At 58.3% G+C, this 21,798-nt stretch carries 20 protein-coding genes and 1 pseudogene; 7 read left to right on the forward strand and 14 right to left on the reverse strand.

What is annotated here, in order from left to right; translation table 11 throughout:
• Positions 1-90: 90 nt before the first annotated feature.
• The 7 genes from CCR95_RS21845 to CCR95_RS26160 form a co-directional block, all read right to left on the reverse strand.
• Positions 91-1,299, reverse strand: a complete 1,209-nt coding sequence (locus tag CCR95_RS21845) for a type II secretion system F family protein (protein WP_201098442.1) — start codon at positions 1,297-1,299, stop codon at positions 91-93.
• Positions 1,300-1,374: 75 nt separating this feature from the next.
• Positions 1,375-3,153, reverse strand: coding sequence for a type II secretion system ATPase GspE (gene gspE, locus CCR95_RS21850; RefSeq protein ID WP_201098444.1), 1,779 nt, complete (start codon positions 3,151-3,153; stop codon positions 1,375-1,377).
• 61 nt (positions 3,154-3,214) lie between these two features.
• Positions 3,215-3,352, reverse strand: coding sequence for a hypothetical protein (locus CCR95_RS21855; RefSeq protein WP_201098494.1), 138 nt, complete (start codon positions 3,350-3,352; stop codon positions 3,215-3,217).
• Positions 3,349-4,452, reverse strand: coding sequence for an MraY family glycosyltransferase (locus CCR95_RS21860; protein ID WP_242523417.1), 1,104 nt, complete (start codon positions 4,450-4,452; stop codon positions 3,349-3,351). Before CCR95_RS21860 ends, CCR95_RS21855 begins: the two co-directional genes overlap by 4 nt.
• A gap of 112 nt (positions 4,453-4,564) precedes the next feature.
• On the reverse strand, positions 4,565-5,122 hold the full coding sequence (locus CCR95_RS21865) for a DJ-1 family glyoxalase III (RefSeq protein WP_201098446.1): 558 nt from the start codon (positions 5,120-5,122) through the stop codon (positions 4,565-4,567).
• Positions 5,123-5,142: 20 nt separating this feature from the next.
• Positions 5,143-6,471, reverse strand: coding sequence for a S41 family peptidase (locus tag CCR95_RS21870; protein ID WP_201098448.1), 1,329 nt, complete (start codon positions 6,469-6,471; stop codon positions 5,143-5,145).
• 225 nt (positions 6,472-6,696) lie between these two features.
• On the reverse strand, positions 6,697-8,127 hold the full coding sequence (locus tag CCR95_RS26160; RefSeq protein ID WP_338115470.1) for a murein hydrolase activator EnvC family protein: 1,431 nt from the start codon (positions 8,125-8,127) through the stop codon (positions 6,697-6,699).
• Here CCR95_RS26160 and CCR95_RS21880 point away from each other — a divergent pair.
• The 4 genes from CCR95_RS21880 (at position 8,107) to CCR95_RS21895 (ending at position 10,655) form a co-directional block, all read left to right on the forward strand.
• On the forward strand, positions 8,107-8,475 hold the full coding sequence (locus CCR95_RS21880) for an ArsR/SmtB family transcription factor (protein ID WP_201098450.1): 369 nt from the start codon (positions 8,107-8,109) through the stop codon (positions 8,473-8,475). The genes CCR95_RS26160 and CCR95_RS21880 overlap by 21 nt on opposite strands.
• Before the next feature lie 201 nt (positions 8,476-8,676).
• Positions 8,677-9,108, forward strand: coding sequence for a rhodanese-like domain-containing protein (locus CCR95_RS21885; protein WP_201098451.1), 432 nt, complete (start codon positions 8,677-8,679; stop codon positions 9,106-9,108).
• A 57-nt stretch (positions 9,109-9,165) separates the two neighbouring features.
• Positions 9,166-9,648 (forward strand): protein-export chaperone SecB, encoded by a 483-nt coding sequence (gene secB, locus CCR95_RS21890; RefSeq protein WP_201098453.1) that lies wholly within the window; start codon positions 9,166-9,168, stop codon positions 9,646-9,648.
• Positions 9,645-10,655, forward strand: coding sequence for an NAD(P)H-dependent glycerol-3-phosphate dehydrogenase (locus CCR95_RS21895; RefSeq protein ID WP_201098455.1), 1,011 nt, complete (start codon positions 9,645-9,647; stop codon positions 10,653-10,655). The genes secB and CCR95_RS21895 overlap by 4 nt, the downstream gene beginning before the upstream one ends.
• 46 nt (positions 10,656-10,701) lie before the next feature.
• Here CCR95_RS21895 and CCR95_RS21900 read toward each other — a convergent pair whose 3' ends face one another.
• Positions 10,702-11,166, reverse strand: coding sequence for a TrmH family RNA methyltransferase (locus tag CCR95_RS21900; protein ID WP_201098457.1), 465 nt, complete (start codon positions 11,164-11,166; stop codon positions 10,702-10,704).
• A gap of 134 nt (positions 11,167-11,300) precedes the next feature.
• On the opposite strand from CCR95_RS21900, the gene CCR95_RS21905 reads away from it, so the two are divergent.
• Positions 11,301-11,522, forward strand: a complete 222-nt coding sequence (locus CCR95_RS21905; protein WP_201098459.1) for a hypothetical protein — start codon at positions 11,301-11,303, stop codon at positions 11,520-11,522.
• 160 nt (positions 11,523-11,682) lie between these two features.
• Here the strand turns inward: CCR95_RS21905 and CCR95_RS21910 are convergent, their stop codons facing one another.
• The 6 genes and pseudogenes from CCR95_RS21910 to CCR95_RS25615 all read right to left on the reverse strand — a co-directional run bounded on the left by CCR95_RS21910 (position 11,683) and on the right by CCR95_RS25615 (position 18,554).
• Positions 11,683-12,192 (reverse strand): hypothetical protein, encoded by a 510-nt coding sequence (locus CCR95_RS21910; protein ID WP_338115471.1) that lies wholly within the window; start codon positions 12,190-12,192, stop codon positions 11,683-11,685.
• Entirely contained in the window at positions 12,152-13,582 is a 1,431-nt protein-coding gene (gene ntrC, locus CCR95_RS21915; RefSeq protein ID WP_201098461.1) for a nitrogen regulation protein NR(I), read from the reverse strand. Before ntrC ends, CCR95_RS21910 begins: the two co-directional genes overlap by 41 nt.
• Positions 13,575-14,654, reverse strand: coding sequence for a nitrogen regulation protein NR(II) (glnL, locus tag CCR95_RS21920; RefSeq protein ID WP_201098463.1), 1,080 nt, complete (start codon positions 14,652-14,654; stop codon positions 13,575-13,577). The genes ntrC and glnL overlap by 8 nt, the downstream gene beginning before the upstream one ends.
• 249 nt (positions 14,655-14,903) lie before the next feature.
• Positions 14,904-15,443: a DUF4124 domain-containing protein gene (locus tag CCR95_RS21925; RefSeq protein ID WP_201098465.1), complete on the reverse strand. Its 540-nt coding sequence runs from the start codon at positions 15,441-15,443 to the stop codon at positions 14,904-14,906.
• An 84-nt stretch (positions 15,444-15,527) separates the two neighbouring features.
• Positions 15,528-16,931, reverse strand: coding sequence for a glutamate--ammonia ligase (glnA, locus tag CCR95_RS21930; RefSeq protein ID WP_201098467.1), 1,404 nt, complete (start codon positions 16,929-16,931; stop codon positions 15,528-15,530).
• Positions 16,932-17,564: 633 nt separating this feature from the next.
• Positions 17,565-18,554 (reverse strand): annotated as a pseudogene (locus tag CCR95_RS25615) (cation diffusion facilitator family transporter).
• A gap of 238 nt (positions 18,555-18,792) precedes the next feature.
• Between CCR95_RS25615 and glyQ the strand changes: the two are divergent.
• Complete coding sequence (glyQ, locus tag CCR95_RS21940; protein WP_201098468.1) at positions 18,793-19,698, forward strand: glycine--tRNA ligase subunit alpha; 906 nt, start codon at positions 18,793-18,795, stop codon at positions 19,696-19,698.
• Positions 19,699-19,704: 6 nt separating this feature from the next.
• Complete coding sequence (gene glyS, locus CCR95_RS21945; RefSeq protein ID WP_242523418.1) at positions 19,705-21,789, forward strand: glycine--tRNA ligase subunit beta; 2,085 nt, start codon at positions 19,705-19,707, stop codon at positions 21,787-21,789.
• Positions 21,790-21,798: the final 9 nt, after the last annotated feature.

A 21,798-nucleotide genomic window follows, 5' to 3' on the forward strand; every position in this document is an offset into this window, starting at 1 on the left:
GATACCTCGATTCCCGTGCTTGGTTTGAATGATTGTGCGCGGGTATTTTAGGACGCAAGGGTGGAGTGGCCAAGAGTGGATGCGGGCCAGTCAAAAGACCAGCTCGTTGGCCCCCAATATGGCCATCAGAATGGACATGATGATGCCGGCTACGATCACTCCAAGTCCGATGATCAGCATCGGCTCCAGCATGGTAAGCATACTCTGAACGCTGGTTCGAGTCTCCCGATCATAGATGTTTGCCACCTTGGCCAGCATGGCGTCCAGACTACCCGACTCCTCGCCGACGCGGATCATCTGGAGCGCCAGATCCGGCAGCGCCTGAAGTCGCACCAGTGGCCCGGCAAGCCCCCGGCCATGTTTGAGGTCGTCGCCCGCTTCGTTCAGCAGGCCGGACAGTTTGCGATTGGACACTACCTCCCGGGCCAGCGTGAGTGCGTTGAGCAGCGGCAGGCCGTTTTTCAGCAATGTCGACAATGTGTGGCAGAGCCGGGCGGTCTCCATTTTCCAGATCAGATCGCCAAACAGGGGTAGGTCAAGTACCTTGTGATCGAACCGCTCGCGAACCACGGGATTTTGCATCCAGCGTTCAAGAACCACCGCGATCAAGGCGATCGCACACAGCATGGCCCACCAATAGTTTCGAAACAGATCGCCCGCCGCGACCACGATTTGTGTCGGCAACGGCAGAGCCTCGCCCATGTCCTCGAACAGCACCGTGAACTGCGGGACCACGAACACCAGCAGCATGATGACCGAGAGCGCGGCGACGAACAGCAGAATGGCGGGGTAAACCAGAGCGGAGGTGACGGTCTGGCGCAGTTCGGCGACCCGCTCCAGATAATCGGCCAGACGATCGAGCACCTGATCCAGTGCTCCGCTCGCCTCGCCAGCCTTGACCATGTTGACATAGAGCCGCGGAAACTGACCGTCCTGGACATCCAACGCGCTGGAAAAGGTGGACCCTCCACGCACCCGTTCCTGAAGGTCCGAAAGGACGTAGACCAGGTGTTCCTGCTCGGTGAGATCCACCAGAATCTGCAGCGAGCGGTCCAGGGTCATGCCTGCTTCCAGGAGCGTTGCCAGCTCACGGGTTAGAATACCGATCTCTTTTTGGCTCAGCCGCCGCCGCCGCGCACGTCTCAGCTGGGTAAACAGGCTTTTGGATGTGCGGGCCTGGATCAGGATCAACCCATCCTTTTGCAGCCGACGCATCACGTCCGCCTCGTCCGTGGCCTCAAGCTCGCCCTCGAGGTACTCGCCATCGAGTTTGACGGCCTTATAGAAAAATTTTGGCATTGCAACCGCGTCCGGAGTGATCTGCGATCTTTTGAATGAATCCTGTCTCACCGTCAGTGATCGGCAAGCTGAGGTTTAGTTGTCCTCGGCCACGCGCAGGACTTCTTCGATGGTCGTGCGGCCATCGAGCGCTTTACGCAGCCCATCCTGGTACATGGTTTCCATCCCCTCGTCGACGGCAATCCGCCGGATCTCGGTTGCGGTGGCGTGGCCGAGCACCGCCTTGCGGATCTGATCCGTCATCATCAAGACCTCGGTGATGACCAGACGGCCACGATAACCGGTGCCGTTGCAAGCCTCGCAGCCAACCGCTCGATGCAGATCGATGTCATTGGAGACGCCAGCCATATGGGCGAAGCGCTCGGCCAGCTCGGGGAGTGCGCGATAGGACGCCCGACAGTGCGGACAGAGCCGGCGCACCAGACGCTGGGCGAGGATGCCATTGATGGTGGAGGTGAGCAGATAATCCTCGACGCCCATGTCCAGCAGACGGGTGACGCCGCTGGCGGCATCGTTGGTGTGCAGGGTGGAGAGCACGACATGTCCGGTCAACGCCGACTGCACCGCGATCCGCGCGGTCTCCAGGTCGCGCATTTCGCCGACCATGATGATGTCGGGATCCTGCCGGACGATGGCGCGCAGCGCGCCGGAGAAGGTCATGCCGATCGCCGCCTTGACCTGGATCTGGTTGATGCCCGGCAACTGGTACTCGACCGGATCCTCAACCGTGATGATCTTGCGTTCCTCGGTGTTGAGACGGCTGAGCGCGGTATAGAGGGTGGTGCTTTTGCCCGAACCGGTCGGTCCGGTCACCAGCAGGATGCCGTAAGGCTGCTCCAGAATCACCCGGAGACGTTCGCGCGGCGAGCCATCGAACCCGAGCGCGTCAAGATCGAAGCGCACGCTTTCCTTGTCGAGCAGACGCATCACCACGCTCTCGCCGAACATGGTCGGCACCGTCGAGACGCGCAGATCGAGCTCCTTGCCCTGGATGCGGATCGGGATGCGTCCGTCCTGGGGCAGACGGCGTTCGGCGATATTGAGCTTGGCCATGATCTTGACCCGCGAGATGACGGCGGCGGTGGAGCGCACGGGCGGCGCGTCGACCTCTTTCAGGATGCCGTCAACCCGATAGCGTACCTTTAATGCGTCGGCGAACGGTTCGATGTGGATGTCCGAGGCGCGCGATTCCACCGCTTTCTGAATGAGCTGATTGACCATGCGGATGACCGGCGCCTCGCTGGCCAGATCCTTGAGATGTTCGATGTCTTCTTCATCGAAATCGCCGAAGTCGGCATCCGGATCCGTGGGCGTCTCCTCGACCTTTTCATAGAGACGCTCGATCGCGGCCTCGATCTCGGTCGGCAGGGCCACCGAGGCTTGCACCGCTTTGCCCGCCGCCATCTGGATTGCCGCAATGACAAAGCCGTCGATAGGGTTGGCCAGCGCGACCTCGATGTGCCGCTCATCGTCGGCCAGTGGCAGTACGCGGGAGTCCTTGAGGAAGCGTAATGAAAAAAGGTCTTCGCGCACTGGCTCGCTTGGAAAGGTCGTGGCGTCCGCGAGTGGCAGTTGCAGTACCTCGGACATGGTCCGGGCCATGTCACGCTCCGAGATCAAGCCCAGACGCACCAGCATCGGCAGCAAATTGTCGCCGCCATCCTCGGCCAGGCGCCGCGCCCGCGCGAGATCGCCGGGCGTCAGTTTACCCTGCGCCTGGAGCGAGGCGACCACGCCTGCCTCGGGACTGATGTCATGAGTTACGTGCGATGTCTCGTCGAGAGAGGCATCGCCTGGATCGTCGCGCAACGCGCGGATGACGGGGGCTTCGTCGATGGTGGTGTCGTCTTGCATCAGGGTCTTTCCCTTGGTGCGTTCAGGATCAGGCAGTTGAGTGAACCCTTGCAAGCGTGCCTCACCGGACGAAATCCGGCGCAATCCGATCGAGATTGAAGCGCAGCCAATAGGCCAGGAACCAGCTTGCCGGGATGGTCAACAGGTCATGGGCAAAGACCGCGATCCGGGATCGCAGCCGGTCGATCATCGGATTCATGGGCGATTCGGTGTCGACCTTGGGTTGTGCGGAGTCGTAGCTCTTGCGCTGAGCGGAGTCGAAGTGCGCTCGATCAGCCCCACCTTGATGTGAATCAGGATATAGATGGTCGTCCAGGCCCCGAGCAATAACCATTGCTCGTGCACTTGCAATCGGGGCGATGCAACTGCGCAGGCGGCCGCGGCCGCCATGAGCAGATAACCACGCAGCAGGGTTTTGCGATGACCCCAGCCAGCGAGAACCAGGCGCTGGTAGTGATGGGAGCGGTGCGGCTCCCAGATGTGCTCATGCCGCATCAGTCTGGCCAGAAGCGTCCAGGTTGCGTCGACGATGAAAGGCGAGAAGGCAAGCCAGGCGGTCCAGAGTGGAAACAGGCCGAGCTGGACGCCCCAGAGCGATAGACCAGCGGCCAGCAAGCCGAGGCTTGAGGAGCCTGCGTCGCCAAGAAAAATGCGTGCCGGCGGATAATTTACGAGCAGAAATCCTGCGGCGGCGGCGGCGATACAGGTGGCGACGAGACCGAACAGCGGCTCGCCGCCTGACCAGCCCAGAATCGCCAGTGCCGCGAAACCGAAGACCGCCATGCCGCCAGCGAAACCATCCATGCCGTCCATGAAATTATAGAGATTGATCATCCAGATAATGTAAAGGAGGGTCAGGCCGCCGCCCACCAGCGCGGGTAGGGTCAGCATGATTCCTGGCAAGTCGAGAACCGCCCAGTGCAAGCCGCCAGCGATCAGGAGCAGTGCCCCCGACAAATGGGTCAGGAGTCTCATCCAGGGTGACACATCGCCCAGATCGTCGAGAAACGAAATGGTGGCCACAAGTGCCAGTGCCGCGCACAGCCAGGCGTATTCAAGTGCGTAAATACCCAGTCCTGCCAGTATGAACAGTGGCACGAGCACGCTCGACAAGACCGCCAGGCCGCCGGTGCGGGGCACCGGGGTACTGTGGAGCGAGCGGTGGTTCGGCAGATCCATGGGGCCACGGCCAGCCGTCGCGCCAGATGCGAGCCAGCCAGCGACGAGCGCACTAAAGAACAACGAGGCGATGGGCGCGGCGGCCAGAGTCGGCAGCGCCATGCCGTCGAGGACAAGCATTGGCCGCTCAGGATTCATCGCGCCCGTCCCGAGCGAAGCCGACGGGATGGATCGAAAAGCAAAACGGGTTCGCAGCGGGCGGTTCGGGTGACAAAAGCACCGCCGTATCGGTTCATACGGCAGCTCTGACCAGGGCGTTGTCCACTTGATCGCGACAGTCGCGGCCCCGCAGCAACTCGATCAGTTGTAGTGCAAAATCCATGGCGGTTCCCGGACCGCGACTCGTCACCACCAGCCCGTCCGCTACCACGGGTGTATCGACGAACTGGACGCGCGGATAAGCGTTCGCGTTCACCGATCCCGGATAGCAGGTCGCCGTCTTGTCATCGAGCAGACCGGCGCGCGCCAGTACCTTGGGGGCGGCGCAGATCGCCGCCGTATAGCGCCCGGCGGACTGCTGACGGCGCAACAGGGCGATGACCCGCTCATCCTTTTCCAGATGGTCGGCGCCGGGCAGTCCACCGGGCAGCACGATCATTTCGAAGCCCTCGTCCAGGACGGCGTCAAGCGTGGTATCGGCCAGCAGCACCGTACCGCGACTGGCGGTCACGGGGCCATCCTGCAGACTGGCCGTGACCACGTCGATGTCGGCGCGACGCAGCAGGTCGATGATGGTCACGGCCTCCAGCTCTTCACAACCTTGCGCGAGGGGAACCAGTACCCGGGGCATGTTTTGTCTCCGACAAGAGTTTACTGATTGACAGACCGTCCGAGGATATTCAATCCCTTGAGCACATTCAACGCCTCCGCCAGTTGGAAATCCTCGGCGACAAGCGGCGACTTTGCGGTTTTTTCCTTGGCTTGATCCGCTGGCGTTTCCTGACCGAGGTGACGAATCAGATCCGCTTCTTTCAGTGCGCTCATATCCTGTTCGGTGAGCGGTTTGAATTCGCCGCGTTCGAGCTTGATGTCCGGCGTGATGCCTTGGGCTTGAATCGAACGCCCCGATGGCGTGTAGTAGCGCGCTGTCGTCAGTTTGAGCGCGCTGGTGTCGTCGATCGGAACGATCGTCTGGACCGAGCCCTTACCGAAGGTTTGGGTGCCCATAATGACGGCGCGCTTGTTATCCTGCAGGGCGCCGGCGACAATCTCGGAGGCAGATGCACTACCGCCGTTGACGAGTACGATGATGGGCGCGCCTGCCAGGACATCGTCGGGACCAGCCTTGAACTGCATTTTGCTGTCTTTAACGCGTCCTTGGGTATAGACGATCAGACCGCCCGTTAAAAAGGCATCGCTGACCCCCACCGCGCCGTTCAGGACTCCGCCAGGATTATTGCGCAGATCCAGTACCAGTCCATTCAGGACGCCGTCGTTCGCGCGCTTCAATTCCTCGATGGCCTTCAGCATGTCCTCGGTCGTGGGGCCCTGGAAATTCGCGAGTCGCACGTAACCAAAACCCGGTTCGAGCGTTCGGCTTTTGACGCTCGCGACCTGGATCACCGCGCGCTCGATGGTCAGCTCGAAGGGTTTTTGATCTGGTCCACGCAAAATTGTGAGTTGGATTTTGGTTCCGGGCTCCCCGCGCATCAATTTAACCGCATCGTTCAGACTCAAACCTTTCACTGGCTTGTCATCGATACGGATGATCGTGTCTCCCGCCTGTACGCCAGCCCGGTGGGCGGGTGTGTCGTCAATGGGGGCGATCACCTTGACGAAGCCGTCTTCCAAGCCAACCTCAATGCCGAGACCGCCGAATTCTCCGCTGGTTCCGACTTGCAAGTCGCGGTATTCCTCGTCGTTAAGGTAGGCGGAGTGAGGATCGAGTCCGGCGAGCATTCCACGAATAGCATTTTCGATCAAGGACTTGTCTTCCGCCTCTTCGACATAGTCCGCTTTAATCCTGCCGAAGACATCGGCGAATGTCCGTAACTCATCAAGGGGTAGATTCTGCGCTTGTGATGGGGGACTCGCCGGAGCGGGCAGCGTCCCCTCGGCGTGTGCTATCCCGCTGTGACGGTTTGCTGCGCTGACAAGGATTCCAACGCTAAACAGCAATGCAAACTGAGGGCGCATCATGGTGTCGATAAATTCTAGCCAGTTTTAGAGTGTGTGCCATTTGGATCAGACACACTTTCTTGGGGTGGGTCGGGGGATATGGGCCGAGACCGCCGTAGGATCGCATGTTTTCCGGCCGATCAAAAGATCGGCTTAAGACGTAAATGGCGTGTGTTAGGGCTGCCAGGAACTCGCCGGGCACAAATGTCGATGTTGCATTGATTGAGATGGCAGGTCAGCGAACGATCACGGGTTCGCTACGGCTTCCTGCCTGCCAGGTCCGTCGCACCAGGCGACCGGGTCGTATGGGTGTCCGTTATGTCGGATCGCAAAATACAGCATTGGCTTGTCGCGTCCGCCACTGTTCCCGCTGAGGGCAATCTCCTCGCCGGTCGCAACCCACTCGCCAAGTTCCCGGAGCAGCGCTTGATTGTGGCCATACAGTGTCATGAAGCCATCGCCGTGATCGATCACCAGGAGCAGCCCGAAGCCGCGCAGCCAATCAGCATATACTACTCGTCCGCCGTTCACCGCTCGCACCTCTTCACCCTCGCGCGCTTCCAGCAACACGCCGTCCCAACGCAGTTCCGAGTCTTCCTTCCGGTCGCCAAAATTCGTCAGGAGGCGGCCTTCCAGGAGGGGCCAGGCAAGTTTGCCCTTACGCTCCCGAAACGGTGCGCGATCAATGTCCAGTTCGGCCCGTATCTGTGCCCGCTGTCGCAAATGTTCAACCAACAAGCGGAGCGAGTCGGCGTCTTTATGCAGGGTTTGCAGGTTTTCCGCCCGGCTTGCAATGGTTTCCTCCAGTTGTGTCAAGACCAGGGCGCGTTGTTGCTTGGCCTGTTCCAACCGCAGACGGGTTGCCTCTTGACTCCGGGCCAGCTCGGCGAGACGCGCCGCCTCCTGTTCGGCATCGCGCGCCAGATCGGCAAGACGTTCCGCGCGCTGCTGGACCGACAGAATCCGCCGTACCCGCTCCCGATTGAAGTATGCAAAATAGGACATGACCCGGCTGGCCTGGGTTGGATCCTCCTGATTGAGGAGCAGCCGCAACCGGTCCGCGCGTCCAATCACATAGGCCATGCGCACCAGTTCGGTCAAGAGATCCTGTTCCTTGCGCAAGGCTTGACGTTCCTCTGCCTGGCGCGTCCTGAGTGCGGTGGCCACGCGTGTTTGTTCTCGCACAAGACGTTCGAGTTCACGATTGGCCAGGCTTAATTCGGCAACATTTCGCTCACGCGCTTCCAACTCGGCGATGAGCGCTCGCCGCTCGGCCTCATGTCCGATCAGTTCTGCACCGATCGTTTCGCGCTGCCGCTCCATATCGATCAATTCCTGCTCGCTTCGTTCGAGACTGGGATCGTCCTCGGCACTCACTGCGGGAGACGGCCCAGCCAACAAGATGCAGAGTAGCCAAAGAGACAGGTGGTGCTGGAATCGTCGGTGCAGAAGCAAATCGTGTATGATTGATGGCTTTGTGATGCATTCCGCGCGGAATACAGCAAAGCGGTAACGAGAGACATTGAGCATCGGAGAGACCAAGGTGATCGGAACCCGAACGTTCATGGACCATTTGTCGATGGTGCGAACTCTTCGCAGTCGGCAAGGAAAGAGTTTATTATTGTATGGTGATACATTAATCAGATACGTTTTCAAATGGTGACAAACCTGAGCCATTCTTCCCAACCGATTCTGAACCGACCCGAGAACGACCGAGACGACATCGAGCTCTTCGCGGATGACGACGATATCGAACGAGCTTCGCGTTCCCTGAAAGCCATGTCTCATCCTCTGCGACTCAAGATCCTCTGCACGCTTGGAGATCGAGAGATCAGCGTGCAGGAAATCGTCGATCATGTCGGGACATCCCAGAGCAACATTTCTCAGCATCTTGCCATTCTTCGTGACAAGGGGATCCTGGCCTCCCGTAAGGATGCTAATCGTGTCTATTATCGGGTTAGCGACGGACGTACCCTGCGCTTGATTGGGATGATGCGTGAGGTTTTTTGCCATCACGTCGGCTAGCGTCCTTGTCCGATCCGGGATGACGCGCGCGGGCGCGTTCTTTTATACTTGAAAAATTCGCGGCAAGCTGATTTTGCGGTGTACGTGAACGCGTAGGGCGTTCGCGGATATCGGGTCGATCACGCGACTTTCCTCGTCGCTTTATATCTGAATATCTAAAGCGGCGCTTCAACCCTAAATGCTAAATGAGACAGCAGAGCGATGCCGCTATTAGACCAACTCGTCGAGTTCGTAGGGAATCACTGGTACCTGTTTTTGGCGTTGGCCGTGATTCTCGGGCTGCTGACCCATAATTTAATCGTTGGCGGCAAGGGCAGCGTCGATCCTCTGCAAGCAACCGAGATGATGAACCACCGCGATGCCGTGGTCATCGACGTTCGACCGGCGGCCGATTTCGCTAAAGGCCATATTATCAATGCCCTGAACATCCCAATGAATGGATTCAAAAATCAGATGGCTACCCTGACGAAGTATAAAGGCAAACCAATGATCGTCAGTTGTCGATCGGGTTCTCAGTCGTCCATGGCGTGCAGCCAGCTTCGCAAGGAAGGTTTCGAGGAGATCTACAATCTGCGAGGCGGTCTCATGGCCTGGGAGTCCGCCAATCTACCGCTTACCCGCAAAAAGCGCTGATTCTGGGTTGGCATTGTGATCATTTAACTTAATCCCTCATCGCATCAGGAATCCGGTATGGCCGAACACGAGCAACAACCACCCGAACGTCAATTCTCCGTCCAGCGCGTTTACACCAAGGATGTCTCTTTCGAATCCCCGAATGCGCCCGCGATCTTCCGTGGTGAATGGAAACCGAAACACGACATCAACATCACGACCAAGATCGATCGTCTCGATGAGTATCTCTACGAGGTGGTCCTCTCGGTCACCGTGTCCGCCCTGGTGGAGGAAAAGACAGCCTTCATCGTGGAAGTCCAGCAAGCCGGCATCTTCAGTATGAGTGGTTTTGCGGAGGCGGAGCTTGGTCCAATGCTCGGCGCCTACTGCCCGACATTGCTTTTCCCCTATGCGCGGGAAGTGGTTTCCGATCTCGTCGTCAAGGGTAGTTTTCCGCAACTCGTGCTGCAGCACGTCAATTTCGATGCGCTGTTCGCCCAGCATCAACAGCAGGCTATGGAACAGGCATCAGAGGGCGGCGTCAAGCCGAGCCAGCATTGAGCGAATCCTCCGTCGCGACCATTGCGCTCCTCGGCTCGGGCTCCTGGGGGACCGCGCTGGGCATCTTGCTGTGTCGTCATGGTCATCGGGTGCGCCTCTGGGGACATGAAAGGGCTCAGATCGAGGCGCTTCGTCGGGATGGCGAAAACCGCCAGTTTCTTCCAGGTTTTCCCTTGCCGGCGGGCCTGACGCCGACCGCGTCGCTGGACGAAGCGCTCGCGGGGGCGACGGACTGTCTGATTGTGGTTCCAAGCCACGCCTTTGGACAGGTGATCAAAGACGTGGCTGCGCGGTTGTCGGATGAGATCGGTATCGCCTGGGCCACCAAAGGTCTTGATCCAACCACCGGGCAACTCCTTCACATGGTGGCTCAAGCCAAGGTCGGATCGCGGCCGCTTGCCGTGATCTCCGGTCCCAGCTTTGCTCAAGAGGTTGCGCGGGATCTTCCGACCGCGGTCACGGTTGCATCCAACGAGGCCGCCTTCGCCGAACGAATCGCCAGCCTTCTGCGCGGCGAACGTTTCCGTGCCTATACCAGCGAGGATATCGTGGGAGTCGAAGTCTGTGGTGCCGCGAAGAATGTGCTCGCGATCGCCACCGGCATTGCCGACGGTCTGGGCTTCGGCGCGAATACCCGTGCCGCCCTGATTACTCGTGGCCTGGCGGAGCTTATTCGCATCGGTACCGCACTGGGCGGGCGCGCCGAAACCTTTACCGGACTTGCTGGGGTGGGCGATTTGGTGCTGACCTGCACGGATAATCAATCGCGTAATCGTCGCATGGGTTTAGCTCTCGCGCGCGGGCTGGACGTTACCGAGGCGTTGGCTGAAATTGGCCAGGAGGTCGAAGGGGTGGTGACGGCGTTATCGATTCGCGCCATGTCCGAGAAGCTCGGCGTTGAGATGCCTATCAGCGAGCAGGTTTACCGCGTTCTCTACGAGCAGGTTTTGCCAGATCAGGCCACGCGCGCATTGCTGGAGCGAGAGCCCAGGCCGGAGATTGGTTGACTGACACTGACACCCAGGTTCGATTATGCTCCGGTGGGCTGGCACGCTAGCGTGCGCCAGCGAATCCTTGTTGTCGCCAAGCTTCGAACAGAACCACGGCAACCGCATTCGACAGATTCATGCTGCGGTTACCGGGATACATCGGGATATGGATGCGCTGTTCGCTTGATAAAGCTTCAATTATGCTCCCTGGAAGTCCGCGGGTTTCGGGGCCGAAGAGCAGCGCATCGCCAGCCCGATAGCTGGGTCGCGTATAAGAAACGTCGCCCTTGGTGCTGACGCCAAACACGCGCGGCCGCGAGAGGCTGGCAAGGCAGTCGTCCAGTGATGCGTGGACATGGACATCCGCCCATTCGCGATAGTCGAGTCCTGCCCGTCGCAGCAAACGATCGTCCAGGGAGAATCCGAGCGGTTGAATCAAATGCAAACGGGCTCCCGCGTTGACGCTCAGGCGCATGACGTTGCCTGTATTGGGTGGAATCTCGGGTTCGTAGAGAATGACATCAAACACGTGACTGATCCGAGGGGTAAACCTAGAAGTTTTGTCGGATTGACTTATGTTCAATCGCGCATGCTATATTACAGCTTCGGTATCTACTGAATTATATTTCCATAACAGACCCACAACCGATGGGGGACACATCCATGAGCGACATCGCCGCGCTGAAATCAGAAAAACAGGAACTGATCGATAAGATGCTTGAAATGCAAAAGCAGTTTATCGACTACGAGCACCAACACGGTGTATCTGGAAAGGATTACTGGGCTTCCACGGAAGGGTTGCTGGCGGACTATCGCCAGGAATATCTCGACATGGCCAATCGTGTCGTGGATATTGCTCACGAAATCGTTGGCTCAGTGCGTTAAGCCGTGTTCATCATGCCAGATGTGGTCGGGAGCGTTCGAGCAAGGCTGGCATGATTGTACGCTCTCGAGAGTGGGTGCGGTTTAATTGACCGAGAAGCCGCTCTCTTAGAGAACGGCAATCTTGAAGCCACCATAAAACCCGCGCAATCGCGCGGGTTTTTTATGCCCGTAGATGTTCAAGGTATTTTGGGGTGTCAAGCATCTCAAGTTTTACCGTGGAGGCGGTGACAATGAAAGGCGATGCTTCGCCCTCGAAGTGCAGTTCGCAGCGGATGTGACCTCGACTGGCGAGCGGGATGGGGATCATGTCTCGATACGTGTAAATGTTTTCGTCAAGATCCCCCCCAGTGCAGACCAAGGGACCGACCGGAAGTGGCGATAACAAGACCGCGTCTTCCATGCGCAAGACTCCAGCCTGCCACCAACGCGTTCTTTCGGTCGATCCAGTCAACGTTTTGATGAGAGAGGCGCGCGCGATCTGGATGCGGAGACATCTTTGGTCCAGGTCGATCGAGGAAATCTCGGCGCCTTTGAGCTCAATGCTGGTGCTGTCCAAATCAATCTCCTGATTCGCCTGTAGAACGCGAGGCGTCGTTGTCACAAACAATACCTGCGATGCCTGAAACAGTTTAATCGCCTTCGTTGGCGAGAACATCCCCGGAATCGACATCGATGCTTAAATCCTTGATTTTTCTGGTCAAGGTGTTCCTGCCCCAGCCGAGAAGACGGGCCGCTTCCTGACGTCGGCCACCGGTATGTTCCAGGGCCGATTGAATCATAATCTTTTCAAAGGTGGGTAATGCCGTATCAAGGAGCGCCTCCTGGCCCTGACTCAACTTCTGGCGAGACCAGCGACGCAAGACGCTCTCCCAGGAATCGTCACTCGATTGCTCTACGAAGGAAGCATTCAACTCCGGTGGCAGATCTTCCGCCTGAATGTGCTTACTCGACGCCATGACGGTCAGCCAGCGCGCCGTATTTTCCAGTTGTCGCACATTGCCCGGCCAATCGAGTCGTTTCAGTTGATCGATCGCGCCCTGTAACAGGCTCTTTGGTTCGCAGCTCAATTCCAAGGCGGCCTGGGCCAGAAAATGGCGCATCAGTAGCGGAATATCCTCGCGTCGATCACGCAGGGCTGGCAGGTGGATGCGAATGACATTGAGACGGTGGAAGAGATCCTCCCGGAAGCGGCCTTGGCGAACTAGGTCTTCCAGATTCTGATGGGTGGCGGCAATGATGCGGACATCGACCCGAATTGGCGTCATGCCGCCAACCCGGTAGAACTCGCCGTCGGCTAGCACGCGCAACAAACGGGTCTGCATTTCGGCGGGCATATCACCGATTTCATCCAGGAACAGGGTGCCGCGATCGGCTTGCTCGAAGCGCCCCTCGCGTCGTGCCTGTGCCCCGGTAAAGGAGCCGCGTTCATGGCCGAACAGTTCCGATTCAAGGAGGTCGCGAGGAATCGCTGCCATGTTCAGCGCGATGAAAGGCCGATCGCTTCTTGGGCTATGCCGATGCAAAGCGTGCGCGACCAGCTCCTTGCCGGTTCCGGATTCGCCATTGATGAGGACGGTAATATTGGACCGGGCCAGACGACCAATGGCGCGAAACACCTCCTGCATGGCAGGAGCCTCGCCGATGATGTCCGGCGCCTTGGCCTCCGCCACTTCTTCGGCGCGTTCATCGCGCCCGCGGCGGCAGGCGCGACTGATCTGGGAGACGGCTTCGTCAAGGTCGAAGGGCTTGGGGAGATATTCGAACGCACCGCTGTGAAAGGCCGAGACCGCGCTGTCTAGATCCGAATGCGCGGTCATGATAATGACGGGCAGACCTGGATAGCGTGCCGTCACCTGACGGAGCAGATCAAGGCCATCAATACCCGGCATGCGGATGTCGGTGAGGATGACATCGGGCTGTTCCCGTTGCAGTGCCTCGATGATCCCCACTCCGTTCGAGAAACAGGTGACATGCATTTCCGCCTTGCGGAGTGCGCGATCCAGTACCCAGCGAATCGAGCGGTCATCATCAATGACCCATACCTTGGGTTCTCTAGTCATGGTCTGACTCCAGCGGCAGATAGACAATAAAAGCCGTGTCGCCTGGACGACTATTGCACTCGATCAGCCCGCCATGCTGACTGATCAGTTCCTGAGCAATGGGCAGCCCCAGTCCACTGCCACCCGGATGCCCGGAAACCATAGGAAAGAAAATCTGATCGCGAATTTCGCTCGGAATGCCAGGGCCGTCATCACGTATCTGGGCCAATAAAATCAGTCGATGGCGGCGGTTTCCGATCGTGAATTGTCTTAATACGCGGGTTTTGAGTTCAACATGGCCATGGACACCAGCGGCCGCGGCGGCATTACGGGCAAGATTCAGAAAAGCCTGGATCAGACGATCCTGATCGGCCATAAAATCAGGAATACTGGGATCATAATCGCGTCGAATCTCAGGGCCGCGCGGCGATTCTGCAATTATCAGCCCGCGGACATGTTCAAGCACGTCATGAATATTGACCGTCCCGCGACGCGGCATCCGATTGGGGCCGAGCATCCGGTTCATCAGGGCCTGCAAGCGATCGGCTTCGTCGATAATAATTCGCGTGTATTCTCGTAATCCCGGATCGGGTAGTTCCCGTTCCAGTAATTGCGCCGCGCCCCGTAGACCGCCAAGTGGATTTTTGATTTCATGCGCTAGCCCTTTGAGCAGTGCCTGAGTAGCCTGGTGCTGCGAGAGCAGATGCTCTTCGCGTGTAATGCGTAGCTGACGATCGACCTGATTCAGTTCCACCAGCACTTCGTCTTCCGCGTCAAAATGGAACAAGGGCAGGACGGTGCAGTTCACTGTTTTGGTGCGATCGGCAACCGTGATATTGATCTCATGTTCAGTAAATGGATGACGCGAAGAAAGAGCAGCGGATAATCGCTGCTCGACATTGCTGTCAGGGCAAGGAAGCAGATCCGCCGCATGCTGACCAACTAAATGCCTCGAGCTTACTTCAAACAGAATTTCGGCCGCAGGATTGAGATACGTTAGACATAAGTTTTTGTCGAATAACATCACTGCGGTATTCAGGTGGTCAAGAATCATCCGTTCAAGAGTCGTTTTGCCCGATTGTTGAATTGTCATGTGATGGATCCGCGTAACTGTCTGCTTCGCCTCTGACCTAGACCCAACGCCGAAAGCGCAGATGGTCCGGATCTTCAATCATGTTTAGGGTTGCGATAACGGAATCCAACGAAGAGGGTGTTCGGGCGCAATGATGGTGCTCCATTGAGAAAAGGCAGAATTCATACCAACTTTGAAATCCAGACGATCAACTGTCCTGGCAGAACAGCGACTGTTCGGCGATCCAATGACATCGACCTCGCGTCGATCTTAGGGTAATTGCCCTGGTTGCTCGGGTTTACGAAGATGAAAAATGTGGAGGGGCGTCTGGGCGACGATGAATCCTTCGGTATTGCGTATCCGTACTCGTAATCGATGGCTGCCGAAGGCGGCGCCGGTTAGTTTGAATTGAGTCGCCGGTTTCGTCAGCGCAATGGTCGCTTCATCGAGCAACACATCGATCTGGTGACCCTCGACGAGTGGTGGGTCGAGGATAAGCGCGATGGATAGCTCGCCGGTTTCTTGAATGAGGATCTCGTTTGCACTCGGTAAGACAATCGTAAACGCCGAATAAGGACCAGGAAACTGTGCATCATCGGCTTGTGGCGTCAGGGCGCTCTTCGGTTTGGTCGGGAGAGTGTCATGATTCAAAACGGTGAATGGCAACGCTTCCTGTGACCGGCGATCGGAGAAGTGCACGTTTCCATTTGCATCGACCCAGCGATAAATCTCTGCATGAAGCAGGGTGAACATCGGCAGCGACATGATGCCAAATGCGATTGCACTCATCCGCATGGGATAGCCGAGCATCAGGAAATGTACATCGGTCCAGGTGCATGTTTGCTGGTTAGTGCGTCCCTGCACTAAGAGATGGAATGTCTCCGCCGAATTCCTTTACAGGCTGTAATACATGTCGAATTCGACCGGATGCGTGGTCATGCGCAGCCGGGTGACTTCAGCCATCTTCAAGGTGATGTAACTGTCGATTAAATCGTCGCTGAAGACGCCGCCGGCGGTCAGGAAGTCGCGATCCTGATCCAGCGCGTCCAGCGCCATATCCAGAGAATAGCAGACGGTCGGAATCGACTTCGCCTCCTCGGGCGGCAGGTCGTAAAGATCCTTGTCCATGGCGTCGCCGGGATGGATCTTGTTTTGAATACCGTCCAGACCGGCCAGCATCATGGCCGAGAAAGACAGGTAGGGGTTGCCGGTGGAGTCCGGGAAGCGTACCTCGATACGGCGGCCCTTGGGGCTGGCGCTGAAGGGGATGCGAATGGAGGCGGAGCGGTTGCGCGCCGAGTAAGCCAGCATGACCGGGGCCTCGAATCCAGGAACCAGACGCTTATAGGAATTGGTTGAGGCATTGGTCAAGGCATTCAGCGCGCGAGCGTGCTTGATGATACCGCCGATGTAATACAGCGCCGTATCGGACAGACCGCCGTATTTGTCGCCGGCGAAGAGGTTCTGGCCGTCCTTGCTCAGCGATTGATGGACGTGCATGCCGGTGCCGTTGTCGCCGACGATCGGCTTAGGCATGAAGGTGGCCGTCTTGCCATAGGCATGCGCGACATTCTGGATCACGTATTTGGTGATCTGGTTCTTGTCGGCGCGGCGGACCAGCGTATCGAAGCGGGTGCCGATCTCGCACTGTCCGGCAGTGGCGACTTCGTGGTGATGGACCTCGACCGGAACGCCCATTTCCTCCAGCGTCAAGCACATGGCCGCGCGCAGATCGTTCAGCGAATCGACCGGCGGAACCGGGAAATAGCCGCCTTTGGTGCCTGGGCGATGACCCATGTTGCCATCCGGGAAGACGCGCTCGGAGTTCCAGCCGGCCTCTTCCGAGTCGATCTTGTAGAAGCACCCGCTCATGTCGGAGCCCCAACGGACGTCGTCCAGAATGAAGAATTCGGGTTCCGGTCCGAAATAGGCGGTATCGGCGATGCCGGTCGACTTCAGGTAGGCCTCGGCCCGCTTCGCGACGGAGCGAGGATCGCGCTCGTAGCCAGTCATGGTCTCGGGTTCGAGAATATCGCAGCGGATGATCAGGGTATTTTCGTCGGTGAAGGGATCCATCACGGCGGTATCGGGCTCCGGCATCAGAACCATGTCGGAGGCCTCGATGCCTTTCCATCCGGCGATCGACGATCCATCGAACATCTTGCCGTCCCTGAACATGTCTTCGTCGATCACACTGGCTGGCATGGAGACGTGCTGCTCCTTCCCGCGGGTATCCGTGAAGCGAAGATCGACGAACTTCACTTCGTTGTCTTTGATCATCTTAATGACATCTGTCATTGGATTGTCTCCGATGCTGTGTACTGAGAAAATGTGACCGGCTGGTACGATGCGCGACGCTAGCGATGGAGTTAGTCCATGAGGTTCCTACCTCTGTTGGCGCCGACGCGTAACAGGTGATGGATCGTTGCGCGATGCGAACGAACCTCGCGAATACAGCGGACCTGGCGGCTCCAATCGCAGGAAACCGGGACTGGATCCCAGACTCTCCCGCGTCGCATCCGGCATGCAATGATAGAGCCAAAATTGAACGGATTTTGCTCCAGATGGATTGAATGTCGCTCTTTGCGCGGCATCTTCATTGGTTGTAAGCCTCTCTAACGCCTTGTCGCATAAGCTGCACCTTCATCGAGTTTTGTTGCGAAAGCGGTTCGGCGTCCTCTAAACCTCGGTTTTCATCTCCTGGGGCTTTTTGACGAGGAACTCGGTTTTTCCCAGCGCGACGGATCGGAGAGTGTCTCGATCCCCTGCCGCGCACTTAAATGGTAAGTCGTCATGATTCGGCGCACCAGAGTAGTGCGAACATTTATCCAAAATAAATCCGGAGATGGCGAAACACCGGATCCTCTTTCAACGCCGCGGCCAGTTCTTCTCGGAGTTGCTCCGGATTTGCGCCCTTGCGGAGACAGGCGGTCATGGGGAAATAGACATCGAGATCGATTTTACCTCCCAGATAGTGGAAGCGACGCGCTGGCGCTCATTCGAAGCAGGAATCGAAGACCATAAGGATGCCAGTCGCGCGAGCGCTTCCGCGCGTAACGGGAGTGCGGTGCAGGCCGGCGTACACTCGTCTTCTTCCGGATCGATATGAACGGTGACATCGGTCATCTCGTGAATTTCGCGTTTGAGGCGTTGCTCCACCAGCACGCTGATGATATGGCCTTCGGAAACGCTGACATCGGGGTCGACCAGGACATGCACATCCGCCGATGCCTAGCCACCGGAGCGACGGGTGCGGAGCATGTGAATGCTCCGCACGCCGCCCACGGAGCGGATCGTCTCCTTCACCTCGTCGAGACGCGCGGACTCAAGCCCGGTATCGACCAATTCGTTGGTGGCATTCCAGCCGAGTTCCCAAGCGATCCTGGCGATCATCATCGCGACGATCACCGCCGCGATGGCGTCCAGATAGGGAAGTCCCGCCAGGGTTCCCAGGATGCCGATCAGAACCACAATGGACGAAATCGCATCGCTGCGGTGGTGCCACGCATTCGCTCGCAAGAGGTCGGAGCGAACCCGCCGGGCATACCCGAGCGTCCACCAGTAAAGCCATTCCTTGACGCCGATCGAGACGAGGGTTGCCGACAAGGCCAGGGCGCCTGGTTGCAGCAACTCGGCTGGAGCGAACAGGCGCTTGACGGCATCCCAGCCAATCCCGATCGCCACCGCAATCAAGAGAAAGCCCAGGACCAGTGTCGCGACGGTTTCGTAGCGCGCATGACCGTATGGATGATCCGAGTCCGGAGCTTGGGCGGCCTGACGACCGGCGACAAGCACCAGGATATCGGACAGGAGATCCGAGAGCGAATGCAGACCATCGGCTACCAGCGCCTGGGAGTGACCGTAGATTCCGGCAAGCACCTTGATGAGGGATAAAACGAAATTGACGAGCGCCCCGATCATCGCGGTGCGAGAGACGGCATCGCTGCGTTCGGTGAAAATCCGTTGTTCGGGGGTCACTGCGATTTCATCCTAAAAAAGACGGCCGAGGCGTCAGTCGATTTCCTGAAAAGTATACGCTATGTGATGCACGGCGATCTAAAAACCGCCCGATCGGTCAAGAGTGCTGCATTGGCGTTGAGTTGGTTCTAACCGATATACTTCGGCCCTTCTATCGCCGCCTCGCTTCAAGGAGCCAGTTTTGAGTCTCGAATCCGAGGATCTATCGACCTTTCAAGGTCTTATTTTTGCCCTGCAACGCTATTGGGCGGATCTTGGCTGCGTCGTCGTTCAACCCTACGACATGGAGGTTGGCGCCGGCACCTTCCATCCCTCGACCTTCCTTCGCTCAATCGGCCCCGAACCCTGGCGCAGCGCCTATGTTCAGCCCTCGCGGCGCCCGACCGATGGGCGTTACGGTGAAAATCCGAATCGTCTCCAGCATTATTATCAATTCCAAGTCGTTCTCAAACCGTCGCCACTCGATATTCAGGATCTCTATCTGAATTCCTTGCGACGCCTTGGCATCGATCCGCTGGTGCATGATATTCGTTTTGTCGAAGACAACTGGGAGTCGCCGACCCTTGGCGCCTGGGGTCTTGGATGGGAGATCTGGCTCAATGGGATGGAAGTGACCCAGTTCACCTATTTTCAGCAGGTCGGCGGCCTGGATTGCCGTCCCGTGACTGGCGAGATCACCTATGGACTCGAACGTATCGCCATGTATCTGCAAGACGTCGAAAGCGTTTACGACCTGGCGTGGAGCCGTTCGCCAGCGGGGGTCGTGACCTATGGCGACGTCTTCCATCAGAATGAAGTCGAGCAGTCGACCTACAATTTCGAAATCGCGGATACCGTCGCGCTGTTGACCCAATTCGACACCTGCGAACGGCTCAGTGCGGGACTCATCGAAAGAGGTCTGCCCCTACCGGCATACGAGCAAGTCCTGAGGGCGTCTCATACCTTTAATCTCCTTGACGCCAGGGGTGCAATTTCGGTCACGGAGCGTCAGCGATTTATCCTGCGCGTGCGCGCGTTGTCGCGCGCGGTGGCTCAAGCCTATTACGAAAGCCGGGAGACGCGTGGCTTTCCAATGCTTTCACATTAGCGGGAGATGACGTTGGATACATTTGCTGATCTGCTGATCGAGATCGGAACCGAAGAACTCCCGCCGAAAGCCTTGCTGAATCTCTCGAAGGCATTTGCCGAGGGCTTTCTGCGCCAGCTCAGGGAGCATGGGATCGCGCACGCAGGGATCGAACGATTCGCGACGCCGAGACGACTCGCGCTGCTGGTGCGCGAGACCCGCACGCACCAACCCGATCAGACGACGCTTCGGCGTGGACCTGCCGTGCAGGCGGCATTCAAGGCCGACGGTCTGCCAACGCCCGCCGCGCTTGGGTTTGCGCGTTCCTGCGGTGTCGAGGTCGACGCACTGGGACGCGAAGAGAACGAAAAAGGCGCCTGGCTCACCTTCCGCAGTCTTCAGCCAGGTTTGGAAACCGCACACCTGGTTCCTGCCATGACCGAGGCCGCGCTCGCGGAACTGCCCATTCCGAAACGGATGCGTTGGGGAAATCGCGAAGAGGAATTTGTCCGACCCGTGCAATGGGTGTGTCTGATGCTGGGCGCGAAGCCCATTCCCGGGGCGGTGCTTGGGGTCGAGGCGGGCGGATTCACCCGCGGGCATCGCTTCCATCACCCGGATCGCATCTCCCTCGGCTCGGCGGCCGACTACCCCGAATCGCTGCGCGCGACCGGATATGTCGAGGCATCCTTCGAGCGCCGACGCGACCTGATCCAGGAGCAGGCCAACGCCTTGGCGGTCGCGCAGGGGCTAAAAGCGCGCATCGACCCGGACTTACTCGATGAGGTGACCGCCCTGGTGGAGTGGCCCCAGGCGCTGCTGTGTCGCTTCGACAGCCGCTATCTGGAGATGCCGCCTGAAGTTCTGATCGAAACCATGCAAAATCACCAGAAATATTTTCCGGTGGAAGACGCGCACGGCGTCCTTCAAGCGTTGTTCATCGCCGTCGCCAATGTGGTCAGCCGCGATCCCGAGCAGGTGCGCGCGGGTAACGAACGGGTGATTCGGCCCCGCTTCTCGGATGCGGCATTCTTTTGGTCAAAGGATCTCAAACAGCCGCTCGGTGCCTTCGTCGAGCGTTTGGAAACGGTTGTCTTCCAGGACAAGCTGGGAACCCTGGCGGAAAAAAGCCGTCGCGTTGGCCGTCTCGGTCGTGATCTCGCGCCGCTGCTCGGAAGCGATCCGCAGCAGATTGAGCGATGCGCGCAGCTCGCCAAGTGTGATCTCGTGACCTCGATGGTTTTCGAATTCCCGGGGCTGCAGGGCACTATGGGGCGCTATTACGCTGAACGTTCCCATGAAGATCCCTGTATCAGCGCCGCCATGGAGGAGCAGTATCTCCCCCGCTTTGCGGGCGATGCCTTGCCATCGAGCGCTTGCGGAACGGTGTTGGCTATTGCCGATCGCATCGATACGCTCGTCGGCATCTTCGGAATCGGCCTGCGTCCGACCGGTACCCGCGATCCCTACGGTCTGCGTCGCGCATCCATCGCGGTTTTGCGTCTTCTGATCGAAACGCCCCTGGATCTCGATCTACGCGATCTTCTGAGCAACGCCGCCCAAGGCTTCCCAGATGGGATCCTGAGCGATGACGCGGTTGAAGCTGTGCTCGCCTATATGCTAGATCGTCTGCATGGGTATTACGGCGACCGCGGAATAGAGAGCGATACGATCGATGCCGTGATCCAAAGTGGCGTCACAAACCCCTGGGAGTTGGATCGACGGATCTCCGCAGTCGCTGCCTTCCGAATGCTACCAGCCGCGGCTGCGCTCACCGCGGCGAATAAACGCATCCGTAACATTCTGAGCAAAAGCGAGACCGCTGCCGACGGTATCGGAACGCTCGATGTGACGTTACTGACGGAACCCGCGGAGATTCGGTTAGCGGCCAGGGTTGCCGAATTGAGCGATTTGGTTGGTCCCTATGCCGAACAACGGGATTACATCGGTATTTTGGAGGCATTGGCCGACATCAGAGATGACGTCGACGCATTTTTTGCGGATGTCATGGTGATGTCGGACGATCGTCCGATACGCCAGAATCGACTGCGACTGCTTGGTTCCGTTGCAGGACTGTTTATGCTCGTTGCCGATATTTCACGTCTGCAGTGACAGAGTGAT

Origin of the sequence: Thiocystis minor, assembly GCF_016653465.1 — a bacterium.
Lineage (GTDB): Bacteria > Pseudomonadota > Gammaproteobacteria > Chromatiales > Chromatiaceae > Chromatium > Chromatium minus.